Raw genomic sequence first — 17,791 nt, 5'->3', positions numbered from 1 at the left:
GATTAAAATGGAGATAGAACTAGATCACATCAATTGGCATTATAAAAGTCTGAAGAAAAAGCACGACCTTATTTGAAAAAATAAGATCGTGCTTTATTTTAGTTCTCTTTCCCAAAAAGATGAGAAAATGTATCTTTCAAGTCACTATCGTTTATTTTAATATCCGCCTTTTTTAATTCATCTTGTAATAATTTTTGACCGAAGGAAGGGTCGGCAAGACGTTCTTCTTCTAAGTCTTTACGTATAGAGTCTTTCACTTTATCGTAAGGTTGTAAATCTTTTTTATCAGTTAGTTTAATAATGTGATAGCCGTTTGGTGATTTTACGGGATTGCTAATTTGGCCGGGCTTTAATTTGTAGGCAGCTTTTTCAAATTCAGGTGTCATTTTTCCTGCCCCGAAGTATCCGAGGTCTCCGCCATTATCTTTTGATGCTAAATCTTGAGATTCTTGTTTTGCTAATTCTTCAAATGAAGTGCCGGTATCTAATTTCTTCTTTATCTCTTTCGCTTCATTTTCGTTACTTACTAAAATGTGACTAGCTTTAATTTCTGGTTTATAGTGGTCTTTCACATCTTTTTCTGTAACGCTTTGTTTAATCGCTTCATTCAATGCAAGTTTGAATTTAATTTGATTTTTGAAATCTTCTTCATCTTTTAAACGATTATTTTCTAGTGTTGCTTTGAATTGTTCTCCGTATTGATCTTTTGCTTTTTCTACTTCTTTATCTACTGCATCATCAGATACTTTATATTTTTTAGTAATAACATCTTGTGCTACCATTTCGTATAGCGTGTCTTTTCCGTATCGATCTTTCAATTGTTTTTCGAAATCGCTCTTCGTAATGGTTGAGTTTGTTGTTGTAGCGATTGTGGCCGAGTCATTTTTTTGTCCGCAAGCAGATAGCATTAATATACTTATTAGTGCAGTGATAATGAATGTACTTTTTCCTTTCATGCTAACACCTCATCCGAATATGTTATCGCTATTGTAGAATATAGAAGTGAACATGAAGTGAATTTTTAATGTTTTTTCCTGTGAAATGTAAAAAAAGTACATCAACATTAACGTTGATGTACGATGTAATCAAAGGTGATCGGTTTTCTTAGAATATGCACGTTTTCCTTGCTGAATATTTTTTTGCTCTTGTTCATTTTTTTGAGTGCGCTTTGCATTATTGTCGCGTGCTTTTTTGTCGTTATCGCTAGTATGTGGCATATGTATCAACTCCATTTCTAAACGTTGTATGTTTATCATTTCCTTTTTCGTAAAGACTATGTATAGCGGTGCATTCATGAATACTAAAGGTGGATTAGAAATGGATTTGAAGCTGAATTATACTGAACTTATTAAGAAGTTAGTCGTTGTAATTATTGCGGGTTTATTAAATGCGATTGGGATGAATTTATTTTTAACACCAGCGAAAGTGTATGCGAGTGGTTTTGCTGGATTGTCTCAATTATTGTCACAAATATTAGGTGACTTTTTATCTATTCATATATCTACGGGGGTATTGTTTAGTTTGTTTAATATTCCTGTCGTTATTTTAGCGTGGAAAAAGGTTGGGAAGGCCTTTACATTTTTTAGTTTTCTTTGCGTTGTATTTATGACTTTGTTTTTAGAAATTATCCCAGTTAGAGCGGTTTCGCACGATATTATATTGAATGCGATTTTTGGTGGGATTATTTCAGCGATTGGGGTAGGGGTTGCTTTAAAGTGGGGGGCTTCTACAGGTGGTCTAGATATTATTGCTATGATTTTATCAAAAATAAAAGATAAGCCTGTCGGCACGTATTTTTTCTTCTTTAATGCACTTATCATTATCGCTGCTGGCTACGTGTATGGATGGGAAAAGGCATTATATACTTTAGTCACTTTGTATGTATCAACGAGAATTATTGATGCGATTCATACCCGTCATGTGAAGATTACGGCATTAATTGTTACAAAGAACGGGGCAGATGTGCGAAAAGCGATTCACTCTCGCTTAGTGAGGGGGATTACAACTATACCAGCAACAGGTGCTTATACAAATGAAAATAAAGAAATGTTAATGATTGTTATTACTCGTTACGAGTTGTACGAATTAGAGAGGGTTATTAAACAAGTGGACCCAGGTGCATTTACAAATATACTGCAAACGGTCGGTGTGTTTGGATTGTTTAGAAAAGATTAAGGAGGACCAAAGCTGGTCCTCCTTTTTTAATGCGAATTCGTAATGTTTTGCAATTGCTCCTGCATTTCACGTAGCTGAACTTTTTCAGCAGTTGAAGAGTTTGCATAAGCAGAGTGCAAAGAGTTTTTTGCTCTATAAACGAGTTCCTGTTGTTCAGCGCCACTTGAACAAGAAACGGCACTTGAAACAGCGTCTCTAGCTTGTTGGAATAGTAAGTTCCCCATTTAAACCCCTCCAAATGAAGAGTTACTTCTCGCTTTTTCTGCCTCAGCTAATGTACCTCTGTACGGGAATCTTGCATCATGCTTCATAACAGCATCGGCTCCTTGCTGGATAAAACGTTTTGATTTGTTCTTTTTACCCATTCGAAAAACCCCCTTTATTTAGCTGAAAACAATTGACGCGCTTTCTCTTGCGTCTAATAATAGTATGAGCGTTTGGCGAGAAACTATAAGCAGGGAATTTTTAGATTACAATCCAAGAACCTCTTCTAAATATAGAGCGATACCATCTTCTTCATTCGTTAATGTCGTATGATTTGCGAGTGATTTTAATTCAGGAATTGCATTACCCATTGCGATTCCATGACCAGCAAATTCGAGCATTTCAAAGTCGTTATCCTCATCACCAAAAGCGATAATTCGCTCTTTAGGAATGTTATAATGGCCTGAAATTTTTTGTAATCCGACAGCTTTATTTAATCCGCTTTTTACAATTTCAATAATTGGCCAAGGTGCACCCCATTTTCTATGGTCGATGACTTCAGCATGCATATCTGTTAAATGTTGGCGAATTGCAGCAGAATGCTCGTCATGTGCATCGATTAATAAGCAAGTTGGATGGTCGTTTAAAATATTTAATAAATCTCCTGTGAAAATCTTTGGAGAACCGAATTCAAAAATATGTTTTTTATCTTCATCAATTTCACGGACATACACATCATCGATGACTTCAGCATAGACATTTTTCACGCCGAAATCAAAGCAAGCTCGGACGATTTCTTGCGCTGTTGAAAGTTCAAGAGGAGAGTGATGTGTTCCCCAACTTGAATCAAGAGGGTGATGCACGTAAGCTCCATTAAAGTTTACGATTGGTGTGTTAAGGCTAAGTTCTTTATAATAATCGTAACTAGCGCGGAATGGACGCCCTGTTGAAATAACGACAATATGTCCTTGTTCTTTTGCTTTTGCAATTGTGTTTTTCGTTCTTGGAGAAATTATTTTGTTGTCTGTTAATAAAGTTCCGTCTAAGTCTAATGCGATTAAATGTTGTTTGTTCATAATTTCACCTCTTATAATAAATTTTTTGATTCTATCTGTATTTCCGTTTTTAATATGCAGAAATAAGAGGTTAGACTGGGTAAAACTACTGTAGATGAAAGTTTCACTATATATCCATCTTACGTCGCGAAGCGCTGTGGTGTCTACTATTTCTCGTTGGAAATTAGGGAAAGTCAATATCTTTTTAGAAAGTTCAAACAATGTTTCTTTCATTATGTACAATTTGTGAAAAGGGTTACATTGTTTGAATGATGCGACTTATAATGAACATGTAATCTTCTCGTATATGTTTGACTCTCCTTTGAAACTGGCCTAAAGTAGGTTGGTTTCTTTTTTTTCAACAAATATGCCAATAATTCCTGCTTAAGCTTGTGTAATTATATATATGTACATGGGTAAACCGTAGTACTTGTTTCCTAAACATGACAGAAAAGCTTTCTTTTAAAATGGATATACTAATGAGGCAAGACGTCATGGAAGGAGAATGGAAATGGGACAAAATCGCAGGTTTCGTTCAGGGCAAAAGGCGCCAAATGATGGCATTTACGTAGAAATTGGTGAAACGGGAAGTATGGTGAAAAATCCGCAAATGGTACAATTAACTGCCGGTGAAAAGTTTCCAGAGAACGCAAATCATAACCGTCAGTGGACATATAAAAGAAAACCGTAACAGAAGCCGCAATCGTTATTGCGGCTTTTTTGATTAGGAAAATGAATGTTACTTTTTCTTTTTCCAATAATAAGTTTGAACTACATAAGCAAAATTATTGTATAAAAAAGTCAGTTGGCGTATAATCAAATCAAAGGTCAAAGAAAGTCAAATATTTGGAGGGCTGTAAAGATGGACTTAAATCAAATGACAACGAAAACACAGGAAGCGATTATGAGTGCTCAATCTTTAGCGGTATCTCATCATCATCAAGAAGTAGATACTGTTCATCTATTGCTTACGTTATTAGAGCAACAAGACGGATTAACGGTACGTATTTTTCAAAAAATGAATGTCGATATAGAAGCGTTAAAGCAAGGCGCCGAAAGTTTAATTAAGAAAAAGCCTTCTGTAACTGGAAGCGGGGCAGAGGCAGGGAAATTATATGTAACAGGTGCTTTGCAACAACTGCTTGTAAGAGCAGGAAAAGAAGCGGAGAAACTGCAAGATGACTACATTTCAATCGAACATGTATTACTTGCTTTTTCTGAAGAAAAAGGCGATATAAATCAATTATTCGCAAAATTTTATATTACGAAAGATAACTTATTACAGTCTTTAATGACAGTTCGGGGGAATCAAAGAGTGACTAGTCAAAATCCAGAAGCAACTTATGAAGCGTTAGAAAAATATGGCCGTGATTTAGTGGCTGAAGTAAGAGCGGGGAAAATTGATCCTGTAATTGGCAGAGATAGTGAAATTCGCCGCGTGATCCGCATTCTTTCACGCAAAACGAAAAATAACCCCGTTTTAATCGGAGAGCCAGGTGTTGGTAAAACAGCAATCGTTGAAGGATTAGCGCAGCGTATTGTGAAAAAAGATGTCCCAGAAGGATTAAAAGATAGAACAATTTTCGCTTTAGATATGAGTGCACTTGTGGCCGGAGCAAAATTCCGCGGTGAGTTTGAAGAACGTCTGCAAGCTGTATTAAATGAAATTAAAAAGAGTGAAGGTCGCATTTTATTATTCATTGATGAACTTCATACAATCGTCGGCGCTGGTAAAACAGAAGGAGCGATGGATGCGGGAAATATGTTAAAACCAATGCTAGCGCGTGGTGAACTGCATTGTATCGGGGCAACGACATTAGATGAATACCGTAAATATATTGAGAAAGATCCAGCGTTAGAAAGACGTTTCCAACAAGTGTTAGCAGAAGAGCCAACTGTTGAGGATACAATTTCCATTTTACGTGGTTTAAAAGAGCGTTTTGAAATTTATCACGGTGTAAATATTCATGACCGCGCGATTGTAGCAGCATCTGTTTTATCAGATCGATACATTTCGGATCGCTTCTTACCTGATAAAGCGATTGATCTAGTTGATGAAGCTTGTGCAACAATTCGAACAGAAATTGATTCTATGCCAACAGAACTAGATGAAGTAACGCGCCGCATTATGCAGCTGGAAATTGAAGAAGCTGCTCTTGGGAAAGAAAAGGACTTAGGTAGTCAAGAGCGCCTAAAAACATTGCAACGTGAGTTATCGGATTTAAAAGAAGTTGCAAGTAGTATGAGAGCGAAATGGGAGAAAGAAAAAGAAGACATTCATAAAGTGCGTGACTTACGTGAGCATTTAGAGCGCTTGCGCCGTGAGTTAGAAGAAGCAGAAGGAAATTACGATTTAAATAAAGCAGCTGAGCTTCGCCACGGGAAAATTCCAGCTATCGAAAAAGAGTTAAAAGAAGCGGAAGAGATGGGTGCACATAATAAACAAGAGAATCGCTTATTACGCGAGGAAGTAAGTGAAGAAGAAATTGCAGACATTGTTTCAAGGTGGACTGGTATTCCTGTCGCAAAACTCGTTGAAGGTGAACGTGAGAAATTATTACGTCTTGAACAAATTTTATCAGAGCGTGTTATCGGTCAAGAGGAAGCGGTAAGCCTTGTATCAGACGCAGTACTTCGTGCTCGCGCTGGCATTAAAGATCCGAATCGTCCAATTGGTTCATTTATTTTCTTAGGCCCTACAGGTGTTGGTAAAACTGAGCTTGCAAAAACGTTAGCGCAAACATTATTTGACAGTGAAGAGCAAATGATTCGTATCGATATGTCTGAGTATATGGAGAAACACGCAGTGTCACGCTTAATTGGAGCGCCTCCTGGATATGTTGGATATGAAGAAGGTGGACAATTAACAGAAGCAGTAAGACGTAAACCATATTCTGTTATTTTGTTAGATGAAATCGAAAAAGCACATCCAGAAGTATTCAACATTTTATTACAAATTTTAGACGATGGCCGCATTACAGATTCACAAGGACGTACAGTAGACTTTAAAAATACGGTTATTATTATGACTTCAAATATTGGATCTGCTCACTTATTAGAAGGGCTAGAAGAAGATGGTTCTATTAAAGAAGAGTCAAGAGAACTTGTAATGGGACAATTAAGAGGACATTTCCGACCAGAATTCTTAAACCGTGTCGATGAAATTATTTTATTCAAACCTCTTACAAGGAATGAAATTAAAGGTATTGTTGATAAGATTGTACAAGAATTACAAGGGCGTTTAGCAGATCGCCACATATCATTAGAATTGACGGAATCTGCAAAAGAATTTGTTGTAGAAGCTGGATTCGATCCGCTGTACGGAGCTCGTCCGTTAAAACGATACGTACAGCGTCAAGTTGAGACGAAATTAGCGAGAGAATTAATTGCAGGAGCGATTACTGACAATAGTCACGTAGTGGTTGATGTAGAAAATAACGAATTAGTCGTGCGTGTGAAGTAAAAAAAGAGTTCGGATAAAATCCGGACTCTTTTTTTAGTGTTGTTCTACTGGCTCGTTTGGAATCGCAGCTGCAATCGCTAATACTAATACCGCAAGAACAACTGAGAAAATAGACGCTTGGTTAAAATCGTATGTACCGCCAGTCATAGAGCCGATTACGTAGCTCATCATATGTACAAGTGCGAACGACCAAATTAATGCCCAAATGAAACGCATATTTTACACCTCTATTCGTTCAATCTGTCCTTATTGTAACACAATTGAAAAAAGAATATAGAAAAATATTTGTAGATTTTTCAACGCAAATTTGCATTCTGTTCATACATTATAAAGAGTACTTTTATACGTTTAGAAAATAAGGCGGGGGAAAAATGAGTATTACGGAACGTTTTTTTTACTTAGAAAAAGAACCATGTGTAATTTATTTACCGGAAAAGCCAAATGGATTTTCTGTTATGCTCCTAGGAGATTATAACTATTTTATTGAGAATGGTACAAGTTTATGGACACAGCATGCAGGGAGAGCTTATTTTTTACAGGGCCTTATTGAAAAAGGTTATACGGTCTTTTCATCTAACTTATACGGAAGGCATTGGGGGAACGATCGAGCTGTTCGTCTTGCAAAACGTTTGTATGATGTCGTTCTAAGAAAAGAGACATTGAATGCGAAAATGCACATTATGGCAGATGGTATGGGAGCGCTTGTAGCACTGGAGATGATGAACAAATACCCTGAATGTATACGTTCTGTCGTTATGTTAAATCCGTGTTTAGATTTACCAGAATATGTGGATTTTGAGAAAGAGCATAAGTTTTTTTACAAAAGATTAGTGAAGGAATTAAGTTTGGCGTATGATTCCAAAGAAGAAGAATTAGAATCAAAAATAAATAAGAAATCATTTGCGCTTCTGCCATCTTGTGTACCTGTTAAAATTTTTGTCTCAACACAGGAAAAAAGAGGAAGAAAACAATTGTTACGTAAATACGAGAAAATGAGGCAATTCAATCAATGCGATACTTCTGTTTTATTCCATCTGCAAGATGTGAAATATAAAATGGTTAGACAAACGACTGATTTCTTTAAAAAATATGAAGAAGAATTGTGAAGCTCCCATATACATAAATGAGGAGCTATTTGTTTCAAGGGGAAAGGGTTGGTGGTATGAAACGCGTGCTGATTATAGGTGCACTTACGTTTGTAGGTTATCACCTTGTGAATAAAATGATTGCAGAAGAAGTAGAAGTATGTGGTCTTGATTTTGATGAATTTGATAGTATGACAAAAATTAATGAAGAGAAATTATTGTTGATTGGGCGGAATGCGTTATTTACGTACTATTCTATAAGGGATGAAGACGGATGGCGATCGGTAGAGGAAGAGAGTTTCGATACAGTTTATTTTTGCTTGTATGAGCCGAATCAGCAAAGTGGATTTCGGAATGAAAGGGTCATATTACAATATTTAAAACGAATCGTAAGGATGTGTGAAAAAAATAAAGTAAAGTTAAATCTAATTTCTTCTATTGAAATAGGAAGCACTGAAGAATCCGAAAACAAACATCTATTTTCGAAAGTGGAAGAAGGGTTGAAAAAAGGCGAATTACAATATAGTGCATATCGAGTTCCTACATTATATGGGCCATGGCAACCGTCGTTTATGATGTATCATCAGCTTATTTTATCAGAACTTGATGAAAAAGAGTGCCGTTGTATAAATGGAGAAAAAGGAAGTGATTTACTTTACGTTGAAGATGTATGTGAATATTTATGGGAAAATGGAATGAATGTAAAACACCTCGGTATATATAATTTACTTAGTGGAAAAGAAGAGTTATGGGAAAAAGGTATGAGTCTTTTACATGCAGATGATAAAGTAAATAACAAAAATGTGGAAGTAAGAGATGAAGCTGTAGAGGTTATTTCTATTCAAAAAAATACACCAGTAGAATTCGGTTTAAATAAACAATTGGCACATATGAAAAAATATAAAGAGTTATACGAAGGGTAGCATGCGTGTTACACTATTGTATGGATAATTGATTGAAAAGCTTTAATGGAGAGGAAGAGATTACATGAACGAAAAAAGTATGCAATTTTTACAAATCGCAATGAAGCATTTACCAGAAGCAAAGGCAATTTTAGATTCTAATGGAATTGCACTTGATATGGAGAAAGCACAGCCGGTGTTAGAGCTATTGATGAAAGTAATGGGCGAAGCATATGAGCTTGGGAAAGCAGATAAAGAATAAAACCAAACCCTTCTTTTTTGATGGGAGAGAGGCTCGAGCCGTGGATAGAAGCGGTTGGGGCCTTTTTTTGTTTCGAGCGGAGTGAAACCAGAGGAATGAGGTAGTTAAGGGAGAAGGTTGTGAGGAGAATGCTCTAATTTTGAAGGGAAAGCAGATAAAGAATAAAACCAAACCCTTCTTTTTGATGGAAGAGAGGCTCGAGCCGTGGATAGAAGCGGTTGGGGCCTTTTTTTGTTTCGAGTGGAGTGAAACCTGAGGGATGATGAGGCTAAAGGGGAAGGTTATGAGGAGAAGGTCTTAGTTTTGAAGGGAAAGCAGATAAAGAATAAAACCAAACCCTTCTTTTTTGATGGGAGAGAGGCTCGAGCTGTGGATAGAAGCGGAAAGGACTTTTTTGTTTCGAGCGGAGTAAGGTCAAAAGTATTGGGAAGTTTATCTTTTGAAAGGATAGGAATTTTTCTGTTTCTTTTAATGAAAAATAAAGTTAGTAATACGCTGTCTTATTTTTTTAGCTGAAATATATTCTAGACAAAAGTACATTTATGTTTTAAAATTAGTACCAAGTCATAATAATTGATATAAAACGGAGGGCTGCGATGTGAACGTGGGCATTTTAGGGATCGGAAGATATGTGCCAGAAAAAGTAGTCACAAATCACGATTTAGAGAAAATCGTAGATACATCTGATGAATGGATTCGTACGAGAACGGGAATTGCAGAAAGACGCATTGCCGATGATACAATAGATACTTCATATATGGCGGTAGAGGCTTCTAAAAAAGCACTTGAAGATGCCGGGATTAGCGGAGAGGATATCGATCTTATTTTAGTGGCAACAGTAACGCCAGATCGCGCATTCCCAGCAGTAGCTTGTGTAATCCAAGAAGCAATTGGCGCAAAACACGCAGCCGCAATGGATTTAAGTGCAGCGTGTGCTGGCTTTATGTACGGAATGATTACAGCGCAGCAATTTATTCAAACGGGAACTTATAAAAATGTATTAGTAGTTGGTAGTGACAAACTATCTAAAATTGTAGACTGGAACGATCGAAATACAGCAGTACTATTTGGGGACGGAGCAGGTGCTATCGTAATGGGAGCTGTTTCGGAAGGGAAAGGTGTACTTTCTTTTGAATTAGGAGCGGACGGAAGTGGCGGTAAGCATCTTTATCAAGACGAGTATGTTATGATGAACGGCAGAGAAGTCTTTAAATTTGCTGTTCGCCAACTTGGTGATTCCTGTCTTCGCGTGTTAGAAAAAGCGGGACTTACGAAAGAGGATGTGGACTTCTTAGTACCACATCAAGCGAATATTCGTATTATGGAATCTGCAAGAGAAAGATTAAATTTACCGAAAGAAAAAATGAGTATGACAATTGAAAAGTTCGGTAATACATCGGCTTCTTCAATTCCAATTGCAATGGTAGAGGAATTGCAAAATGGACGTATTCAAGATGGTGATTTAATTATACTAGTCGGTTTTGGCGGCGGGTTAACATGGGGAGCAGTAGCTCTTCGTTGGGGTAAATAAGGACTGAGAGAAAAAAAGGAGTGTATTTTGTATGGAAAAAAAGAGGGTCGTAATTACAGGGCTAGGAGCTGTTACACCGATCGGAACAGATGTTGAAACAGCTTGGGAAAACATTAAAAACGGTGTATCCGGAATCGGACGACTTACAAGAATAGATTCAGAACAAATTCCTGCAAAAGTAGCAGCAGAAATTAACGACTTTGAAGTCGAAAAATATATAGATAAAAAAGAAGCGCGCCGTATGGACCGCTTTACGCAATATGCAGTAGCAGCAGCGAAAATGGCAGTTGCGGATGCGAAGCTTGAAATTACAGAAGAAAATGCACCACGCATTGGTGTATGGGTTGGTTCTGGTATTGGTGGTATGGAAACATACGAAGAACAATTTAAGATTTTTACTGAAAAAGGTCCGCGCCGCGTGAGCCCATTCTTCGTACCAATGATGATTCCAGATATGGCAGCAGGTCAAGTGTCAATCGCTACAGGAGCGAAAGGAATTAATACTTGCTCTGTAACAGCTTGTGCATCTGGAGCAAACTCAATTGGTGATGCGTTTAAAGTAATCCAGCGCGGTGATGCTGATGCGATGATAACAGGCGGAGCAGAAGCGCCATTAACAAGTATGGCATTCGCTGGGTTTAGCTCAGCGAAAGCATTAACATTCAATGAAGATCCAGCAATGGCTTGCCGCCCATTCGATAAAAATCGTAGCGGTTTCGTAATGGGTGAAGGATCAGGAATTCTTATTCTTGAAGAATTAGAGCACGCATTAGCACGTGGTGCTCACATTTATGCGGAAATTGCTGGTTATGGTGCAACTGGTGATGCGTTCCATATTACAATGCCTGCTCCTGGCGGTGAAGGCGGAGTTCGTGCGATGCGTCAAGCTTTAGCTGATGCAGGTCTAGAGCCAAAAGATATTGATTACATTAATGCACATGGTACAAGTACAGATGCAAATGAAAAGTATGAAACGATGGCAATTAAAGAAACTTTCGGTGAGCATGCATATAAAGTAGCGATTAGCTCAACGAAATCAATGACAGGTCATTTATTAGGAGCAGCTGGTGCTGTTGAAGCGATCTTCTCTATTAAATCAATTACAGACGGAGTAATTCCTCCGACGATTAACTATGAAACACCAGATCCAGAATGTGATTTAGATTACGTACCAAATACAGCGAGGCATCAAGAAGTGCGAGCTGTATTAAGTAATTCATTAGGATTCGGTGGTCATAACGCAGTATTAGTATTTAAAGCATATAAATAATATGTACAATAAGGTGTCTTTTCGTAAAGTATTACGAAAAGATACCTTATTTATTTTTAATCACCTTTACGTTCCTTTCTTTTTTGCATATACATAAGAAAAGGAGGGATGAAGGTTGGGGGTTGTTGAAACGGCAGAATGGTTACATCTGTATTATGGACGTCCAGAGAAGCTTTGTGAGAAATTTACAAAGTATATTCCATTGCCAAAAGAGAGACTGTATCGCTTTTTAATCTCTAAAGGTATGTATCGCCCAGTAATGCGGGGAGAGCAGGAAATTAAAGAGTTAGAGAAGAAAGAAATTTGGAAAGAACTTAGCATGGAGTATGAAAAATTGAAAGGTTGGCTAAAAGGTCCAGATGTCCCTATCTTTATTTTATTATCAGATTCATACAATCGAACTGTACAAGAGGAATATAACGGGAAGGCTGGCTTATCTATGCGTCACGTTATTTTCTTATTCGTATGTGGACGTAATTCAGTAGAGGAACTAAAAGCTTTATTAACGCATGAATACCATCATATATGTAGGTTACATCAAATTGAGACGAAAGAAACAGAGTATACATTACTTGATACGATGATTATGGAAGGGTTAGCTGAGCAAGCTGTGTATGAAAGGTATACAGAAAAAAGATGTGCACCGTGGACTACTTACATTTCAAAAGAAGATGCTATTTATTATTGGAGGAATTCAATACAAGAACGAATAGGCGTAAAGAGAGGTACGAGGGAGCATGATGTTTTATTAAATGGACTGCACTCGTATCCGAAAATGATTGGCTATGCACTTGGATTTCATATTGTGAAAGATTGTGTAGCATTTGAAGGAGAAAATACACTTTCTTTATTATCTATAGATGCGAAAGAAATCTTGAATAAAGCAAATACATTTCATGTTTCATGAAAAACAGGGGAGCTATCTCCTGTTTTTTTTATATTATAGAAGAAAAAATAATAATTAGAATATATTTCCTCAAGTGGAATAAAGTTAAGCGAAACTGAACATAATGATTGGTACAAACAGTAGTGAAGTGAGGGGTAGTGAATGTTATATCTACATGATGTATGGGTAAATTGGTTTGAAGGTGAAGAGAATGGGTATAACGTTTGTCATTTTTACGAATGGCGGAAAGATGATACGATTGAGCTATTAGATCAAGTGCCATTATTAAAAGTAGATGCCACATTATATCATTACATCGAGAACGAATTATTAGAGCTTCCGCAAAAATTATTGGAAGACGTATATCATAAGGCTTATATTCGTAAAAATCACGAACGTTTGCAACAAGAATATTGTTTTGTAGTTACAGATGGAAAAGGAATTATTGCGATTGATTCAATCGGCTATAATGTGCCAATTAGAAAAAGTAGGCTTATACCGCGTCAAGAACAGATGGTATATGAGATGGTAGAGAATGTGCAAGCAGAAAAGTATGAGTTCCAAGTGGAAGAGATTGAAAAAGAACATCATATTTTATCACCGTCGCCTTTCATTATGAACGGCCTAACTCGTAAAGAAAGACAGTTAAAACAATTATTATTTATGGCATTAGATCAATTACATACAACGAAAAATCCAGCTGAAATTCGCTATTGGTTCACAGAGTGGGATCCATCAGCGTACGGAATGGTCCAACATATGGAGTTTGAAGATGTTTGGGCTAAACTTTATGATGAAGCGAAAACTGGATGGTCTGAGAAGCACGAGCAATTATGTGAGCGCCTTGTAAAAGGACAGCCGTTTTTTGAAAAGTTATGGGAAATGGAAAATGAGCAGAAGGTAAATTAAAAAAACCGCCAATTGGCGGTTTTTTTTATGGAGGTGACAAGAATGTTCGGTGGCTTCGCGCCTTCCTGCGAGGCAAAAAGCGCCTCTACGTCAGGAGCTCCATCCCCCTCACATTCTGAACGAGCCGCTTCCGCTTTTTGTAGTAATCCAGCTCTGGCAGCAAGCTCTTCGTGTCTAAGAACCTTCCGCATAAGAAGACAAAAAGCGTCTTCTATGCGAAAGGTTCTTAGACACGAAGAGCTGAACGAGCTGCCTCCGCTTTATAAGTTACCTACGTTTTCTACTCAGTCCCATTGCGTTTTCTACTTTGCGTAGTTGTTTGAATGCAACGCGGTTTGCTTTTTCTGCACCTTTGTCTAGAATTTCGTCTAGTTCTGGTGAGTTGATTAGTTCGTTATATTTGTCTTGGATTGGACGAATTGCTTCTACGACTACTTGTGCTAGGTCGCCTTTGAAGTCCCCGTATCCTTTTCCTTCGTACATTGCTTCTATTTCTTCAACTGTTTTTCCAGAGAATGAAGAGTAGATTGTTAATAAGTTAGAGATTCCAGGTTTGTTTTCTTTATCAAATTTCACGATACCTTCAGAATCAGTTACAGCACTTTTAATTTTCTTTTCAATTGTTTTTGGTTCATCAAGCATACTGATCATTGCTTTTGGATTCGGATCAGATTTACTCATTTTTTTCGTAGGTTCTGTTAATGACATAACGCGAGCTCCTACTTTTGGAATACGAATTTCAGGAACAGTGAACACTTCACGGAAGCGTTTGTTGAAACGCTCTGCTAGGTCGCGTGTTAATTCCATATGTTGTTTTTGATCATCACCAACAGGTACGATTTCAGTGTTGTAAAGTAAAATATCAGCAGCCATTAATGGTGGATACGTTAGTAATCCAGCTGGAACTGAATCTCTACCAGAAGATTTATCTTTATATTGCGTCATACGCTCTAATTCTCCAACGTAAGCAACTGATTGCATAATCCATCCTAGTTGAGCGTGTGCTGGTACTTCTGATTGTACAAATAAAGTAGCTTTTTCAGGATCGATGCCACATGCTACATAAAGTGCAGCAAGACTGCGAATGTTTTTACGAAGTTGTACGGGATCTTGAGGTACTGTAATCGCATGTTGGTTTACAATACAGAAATAACAGTCGTGTTCATTTTGAAGCTCTGTAAATTGCTTCATAGCTCCTAAATAGTTTCCAAGTGTAATTGTTCCGCTTGGCTGAATACCAGAAAAGATAACTGACATAAGTAATTCCTCCTAAAATTGAATGTGCGATGGGGAAGAGAAGGCATACAAAAAAGCCCATTCATCCCAAATTACATAGGGACGAATGGACCGCGGTACCACCCTAATTATTTCACAGCTGTGAAATCTCTCAAGATCCATAATAACGTCTGGATATAACGCCAAAGCCTACTACTTTCGGTTCGGTTTGGTGCTCAAAAGCCCATTCCATACTGCGCAATTACTTGTTCACACCAGCCACAAGCTCTCTGAAATTGCCTCAATATGTACTCTTCTTTATCATCGCATACATATAAATTTATTTATTGTTACCTAAGCTCTTTTAATATGAAAGAACTAAAGTTTTATAACAAAATGTTTTGCTGATTATTATATCATATGGGATAGTGTTTGCAAACTACATCAAAATAGTAAAGCTAATGAGGATCGAGAACAATCCAAGTACGATACCGGTAATACAAATCGGATACGTCCATTTGAATGAATATGTTTTATAAATACGTTCTTTCTTATCGATAGGTTCCTCTGCTTCTTCAATTAAAGAGTCAATTTTTTTATTCGTACCAAATACTCTTTGGAATGCGTAAATTGTTACGTTAAAAAATCCGTTTTGAAATATGAATAAAAAACCACCTATAAGAATAAAAACCAATGCAATATAGAATGAGATGTTGACAAAATTCAACAAAAAATGTGATGAAACGAGGAATGCGCCCACACTAGAAGCGATTATCGCAACCAAAAATAGTATACAAGTATGAAAAAAAACTTTATTCAAAATATTCCCCTCCGTCAAAATATTACTAGAATTATTATACTATAAAAGTTATAATAAGTAATATAAATAATTTTTTGAAAATTATACGCAATTGAGGTTCTAATTTCAAGATGATGGTAGCAATGTTAACGTATCCCTTTACAAAAAATTAAAAATATAAACATTTTATTAAAAATTTTAACAAAAAAACAAAAAACTATATTCACAATCGTCATATTATATGTATAATGAAAATTGTAGAAACTTGGAGATTATTCTTTCAATTCTACTTTTCTACAAGTGAGGGTACAGTAAGTGCAATTAGGGGAGGCAACACAACATGAAGAAAAAGATACCGTTATTACTTGCATCAACTTTAACGGCAAGTATGTTGCTTGGCGCGTGTAGCTACCAGAAAGAGGACGCTAAAGCAAAAGGAAAAGAAAACACTACTAGTAGTAGTAACGGAAAACAGATTCTTAATTTAACAGAGTTATCTGAAATTCCATCAATGGATGCATCGTTAGCATCAGATTCTGCATCTTCAACAGCATTAAATAATACGATGGAAGGTTTATATCGTACTGGCAAAGATCAAAAGAGAATGCCTGGGATTGCTGAAGATGTCCAAAAGCTAGATGATGGGAAGAAATACATATTTAAGTTAAGAAAAGATGCGAAATGGTCGAATGGGGAACCTGTAACAGCGAAAGACTTTGTGTATTCATGGAAAAGAGCAGTAAATCCAGATACAAAAGCGACGTATTCATACATTATGTTCGATATTAAAAATGCAGAAAAAATTCATAAAAAAGAATTACCTGCTGACCAATTAGGTGTAAAGGCGATTGATGATTATACATTAGAAGTGGAATTAGACAATCCCGTTCCTTACTTTATTGATTTAACGGTTTATCCGGTGTTCTACCCACTAAATGAGAACTTTGTGAAATCACAAGGTGATAAGTTTGGTTTAGAGGCAAATACAACATTATATAACGGGCCATTCGTTATGAGTGATTGGAAACATGAACAAAGCTTCCAATTTAAGAAGAACCCATCATATTGGGATAACAAGACGGTTAAAATCGAAGAGATAAATTTCAATATTGTGAAAAATACATCGACTGATGTAAATTTATATGAGACAAATTCGATTGATCGTGCGGCTCTAACATCGGAATTTGTTGATAAATTTAGACAAACTCCAGAGTTCCAAACACGAAAAGAAGCTGGAGTTGCCTACTTAAGATTTAATCAAAATAATAAGTATTTGAGTAATAAAAACTTAAGAAAAGCAATTTCAATGTCCTTTGACCGTGATAACATTGCAAAAGTTATTTTAAACAACGGCGCAATCGGTGCTTACGGATTTGTTGGAAAAGATTTCGCTGAAGGTCCGAATAAAAAAGACTTCCGTGCTGAAAATGGAAATCTAGTTGAAACGGATTCAAAAGAAGCGAAAAAACTTTGGGAAACAGCAAAGAAAGAGCTTGGCACTGATAAAATTGAACTAGAATTCTTAAGCTTCGATAATGAAGATGCGAAAAAAATTGGCGAATTCTTAAAAGGTGAGATGGAAAAGAACTTACCTGGTTTAACGATCAAAATTAAACAGCAGCCATTCGCACAAAAAAATAAGTTAGAAGACTCTCAAGAATATGATATGGCGTTTGGTATTTGGGGTCCAGACTTCCCAGATCCAGTCTCATATTTAGATATGTTTGTTACGAATGGTTCACAAAATAAAACAGGATATTCTAATCCGAAATATGATGAGCTAATTCTAAAAGCAAAAACAGATACAAAAGATTTACAAGCTCGCTGGAACAACCTTTTAGAAGTAGAGAAAATATTAATTAAAGAGGATGCAGTTATTACTCCGATCTTCCAAAAAGGTTCAGCATATGTGGTAAAAGGTGCCGTAAAAGATATTATCCCAATTAACTATGGTGGTAGATTAACTTACAAATGGGCATCTGTTGAACAAAAATAATCTTTTTTCCATCGTTTACAAGGGTATATGCCTATGATG

General features: G+C 36.7%; 19 protein-coding genes and 1 other annotated feature. Of the genes, 11 read left to right on the top strand and 8 right to left on the bottom strand.

Going from position 1 to position 17,791, the window contains the following annotated elements; all coding sequences use genetic code 11:
• Nucleotides 1-98: 98 nt before the first annotated feature.
• Both prsA and MHH66_RS20635 read right to left on the bottom strand, forming a co-directional pair.
• The gene (gene prsA, locus MHH66_RS20640) at nt 99-956 is read right to left on the bottom strand and encodes a peptidylprolyl isomerase PrsA (RefSeq protein ID WP_002011303.1); all 858 of its coding nucleotides are present in this window, start codon (nt 954-956) and stop codon (nt 99-101) included.
• Between the two features lie 129 nt (nt 957-1,085).
• A complete protein-coding gene (locus MHH66_RS20635; RefSeq protein WP_001120851.1) occupies nt 1,086-1,217 on the bottom strand; it encodes a DUF3941 domain-containing protein in 132 nt (43 codons plus the stop codon).
• 100 nt (nt 1,218-1,317) lie between these two features.
• Between MHH66_RS20635 and MHH66_RS20630 the strand changes: the two genes are divergently transcribed.
• Nucleotides 1,318-2,175 (top strand): YitT family protein, encoded by an 858-nt coding sequence (locus MHH66_RS20630; RefSeq protein ID WP_002125914.1) that lies wholly within the window; start codon nt 1,318-1,320, stop codon nt 2,173-2,175.
• 26 nt (nt 2,176-2,201) lie between these two features.
• Here the strand turns inward: MHH66_RS20630 and MHH66_RS20625 are convergent, their stop codons facing one another.
• From MHH66_RS20625 to MHH66_RS20615, 3 genes are all read right to left on the bottom strand, one after another.
• Nucleotides 2,202-2,399: a DUF3813 domain-containing protein gene (locus MHH66_RS20625; protein WP_002011309.1), complete on the bottom strand. Its 198-nt coding sequence runs from the start codon at nt 2,397-2,399 to the stop codon at nt 2,202-2,204.
• A complete protein-coding gene (locus MHH66_RS20620) occupies nt 2,400-2,540 on the bottom strand; it encodes a hypothetical protein (protein WP_000516816.1) in 141 nt (46 codons plus the stop codon). It abuts the gene before it with no gap.
• A 105-nt stretch (nt 2,541-2,645) separates the two neighbouring features.
• On the bottom strand, nt 2,646-3,455 hold the full coding sequence (locus tag MHH66_RS20615) for a Cof-type HAD-IIB family hydrolase (protein ID WP_078184088.1): 810 nt from the start codon (nt 3,453-3,455) through the stop codon (nt 2,646-2,648).
• Nucleotides 3,456-3,945: 490 nt separating this feature from the next.
• Here MHH66_RS20615 and MHH66_RS20610 point away from each other — a divergent pair, with 490 nt between their 5' ends.
• Both MHH66_RS20610 and clpB read left to right on the top strand, forming a co-directional pair.
• Nucleotides 3,946-4,125 carry a YjzC family protein gene (locus MHH66_RS20610; RefSeq protein ID WP_002086997.1) on the top strand — a complete coding sequence of 60 codons (180 nt, stop codon included), beginning with the start codon at nt 3,946-3,948 and terminating at the stop codon, nt 4,123-4,125.
• Nucleotides 4,126-4,296: 171 nt separating this feature from the next.
• On the top strand, nt 4,297-6,897 hold the full coding sequence (clpB, locus tag MHH66_RS20605; RefSeq protein WP_078184089.1) for an ATP-dependent chaperone ClpB: 2,601 nt from the start codon (nt 4,297-4,299) through the stop codon (nt 6,895-6,897).
• 33 nt (nt 6,898-6,930) lie between these two features.
• Here the strand turns inward: clpB and MHH66_RS20600 are convergent, their stop codons facing one another.
• Entirely contained in the window at nt 6,931-7,113 is a 183-nt protein-coding gene (locus MHH66_RS20600; protein ID WP_001211111.1) for a YjzD family protein, read from the bottom strand.
• A gap of 155 nt (nt 7,114-7,268) precedes the next feature.
• Between MHH66_RS20600 and MHH66_RS20595 the strand changes: the two genes are divergently transcribed.
• The 7 genes from MHH66_RS20595 (at nt 7,269) to MHH66_RS20565 (ending at nt 13,742) form a co-directional block, all read left to right on the top strand.
• The gene (locus tag MHH66_RS20595; protein ID WP_063217364.1) at nt 7,269-8,003 is read left to right on the top strand and encodes a hydrolase; all 735 of its coding nucleotides are present in this window, start codon (nt 7,269-7,271) and stop codon (nt 8,001-8,003) included.
• A gap of 29 nt (nt 8,004-8,032) precedes the next feature.
• Nucleotides 8,033-8,905, top strand: coding sequence for an NAD-dependent epimerase/dehydratase family protein (locus MHH66_RS20590; protein WP_063217365.1), 873 nt, complete (start codon nt 8,033-8,035; stop codon nt 8,903-8,905).
• A 64-nt stretch (nt 8,906-8,969) separates the two neighbouring features.
• Entirely contained in the window at nt 8,970-9,146 is a 177-nt protein-coding gene (locus MHH66_RS20585; RefSeq protein ID WP_002011319.1) for a ComZ family protein, read from the top strand.
• Nucleotides 9,147-9,744: 598 nt separating this feature from the next.
• A complete protein-coding gene (gene fabH, locus MHH66_RS20580; protein ID WP_001100550.1) occupies nt 9,745-10,677 on the top strand; it encodes a beta-ketoacyl-ACP synthase III in 933 nt (310 codons plus the stop codon).
• Between the two features lie 31 nt (nt 10,678-10,708).
• Nucleotides 10,709-11,947, top strand: coding sequence for a beta-ketoacyl-ACP synthase II (gene fabF, locus MHH66_RS20575; protein ID WP_078184090.1), 1,239 nt, complete (start codon nt 10,709-10,711; stop codon nt 11,945-11,947).
• 115 nt (nt 11,948-12,062) lie between these two features.
• A complete protein-coding gene (locus MHH66_RS20570) occupies nt 12,063-12,854 on the top strand; it encodes a DUF2268 domain-containing protein (protein ID WP_063217367.1) in 792 nt (263 codons plus the stop codon).
• Nucleotides 12,855-12,995: 141 nt separating this feature from the next.
• The gene (locus MHH66_RS20565; protein ID WP_002030367.1) at nt 12,996-13,742 is read left to right on the top strand and encodes a YjbA family protein; all 747 of its coding nucleotides are present in this window, start codon (nt 12,996-12,998) and stop codon (nt 13,740-13,742) included.
• A gap of 267 nt (nt 13,743-14,009) precedes the next feature.
• On the opposite strand, the gene trpS is transcribed toward MHH66_RS20565, so the two are convergent.
• A complete protein-coding gene (trpS, locus tag MHH66_RS20560) occupies nt 14,010-14,999 on the bottom strand; it encodes a tryptophan--tRNA ligase (RefSeq protein WP_000110999.1) in 990 nt (329 codons plus the stop codon).
• 74 nt (nt 15,000-15,073) lie between these two features.
• Nucleotides 15,074-15,291 (bottom strand) — a binding site (T-box leader).
• 105 nt (nt 15,292-15,396) lie between these two features.
• Nucleotides 15,397-15,777: a DUF3899 domain-containing protein gene (locus tag MHH66_RS20555; protein ID WP_033708890.1), complete on the bottom strand. Its 381-nt coding sequence runs from the start codon at nt 15,775-15,777 to the stop codon at nt 15,397-15,399.
• 319 nt (nt 15,778-16,096) lie between these two features.
• On the opposite strand from MHH66_RS20555, the gene MHH66_RS20550 reads away from it, so the two are divergent.
• Nucleotides 16,097-17,752: a peptide ABC transporter substrate-binding protein gene (locus tag MHH66_RS20550; protein ID WP_002125925.1), complete on the top strand. Its 1,656-nt coding sequence runs from the start codon at nt 16,097-16,099 to the stop codon at nt 17,750-17,752.
• Nucleotides 17,753-17,791: the final 39 nt, after the last annotated feature.

The organism is Bacillus sp. FSL H8-0492, from assembly GCF_038006145.1.
In the GTDB taxonomy this organism is placed as follows: domain Bacteria; phylum Bacillota; class Bacilli; order Bacillales; family Bacillaceae_G; genus Bacillus_A; species Bacillus_A mycoides.
Note: the sequence above shows the minus strand (reverse complement) of the source record. Positions and strands in the feature narration are given on the sequence as shown.

Excerpts from the sequence above, each read along its gene's own strand:
- prsA (WP_002011303.1), bottom strand. The coding sequence starts at position 956 with ATGAAAGGAAAAAGTACATTCATTATCACTGCACTAATAAGTATATTA.
- MHH66_RS20635 (WP_001120851.1), bottom strand. The coding sequence starts at position 1,217 with ATGCCACATACTAGCGATAACGACAAAAAAGCACGCGACAATAATGCA.
- MHH66_RS20630 (WP_002125914.1), top strand. The coding sequence starts at position 1,318 with ATGGATTTGAAGCTGAATTATACTGAACTTATTAAGAAGTTAGTCGTT.
- MHH66_RS20625 (WP_002011309.1), bottom strand. The coding sequence starts at position 2,399 with ATGGGGAACTTACTATTCCAACAAGCTAGAGACGCTGTTTCAAGTGCC.
- MHH66_RS20620 (WP_000516816.1), bottom strand. The coding sequence starts at position 2,540 with ATGGGTAAAAAGAACAAATCAAAACGTTTTATCCAGCAAGGAGCCGAT.
- MHH66_RS20615 (WP_078184088.1), bottom strand. The coding sequence starts at position 3,455 with ATGAACAAACAACATTTAATCGCATTAGACTTAGACGGAACTTTATTA.
- MHH66_RS20610 (WP_002086997.1), top strand. The coding sequence starts at position 3,946 with ATGGGACAAAATCGCAGGTTTCGTTCAGGGCAAAAGGCGCCAAATGAT.
- clpB (WP_078184089.1), top strand. The coding sequence starts at position 4,297 with ATGGACTTAAATCAAATGACAACGAAAACACAGGAAGCGATTATGAGT.
- MHH66_RS20600 (WP_001211111.1), bottom strand. The coding sequence starts at position 7,113 with ATGCGTTTCATTTGGGCATTAATTTGGTCGTTCGCACTTGTACATATG.
- MHH66_RS20595 (WP_063217364.1), top strand. The coding sequence starts at position 7,269 with ATGAGTATTACGGAACGTTTTTTTTACTTAGAAAAAGAACCATGTGTA.
- MHH66_RS20585 (WP_002011319.1), top strand. The coding sequence starts at position 8,970 with ATGAACGAAAAAAGTATGCAATTTTTACAAATCGCAATGAAGCATTTA.
- fabF (WP_078184090.1), top strand. The coding sequence starts at position 10,709 with ATGGAAAAAAAGAGGGTCGTAATTACAGGGCTAGGAGCTGTTACACCG.
- MHH66_RS20565 (WP_002030367.1), top strand. The coding sequence starts at position 12,996 with ATGTTATATCTACATGATGTATGGGTAAATTGGTTTGAAGGTGAAGAG.
- trpS (WP_000110999.1), bottom strand. The coding sequence starts at position 14,999 with ATGTCAGTTATCTTTTCTGGTATTCAGCCAAGCGGAACAATTACACTT.
- MHH66_RS20550 (WP_002125925.1), top strand. The coding sequence starts at position 16,097 with ATGAAGAAAAAGATACCGTTATTACTTGCATCAACTTTAACGGCAAGT.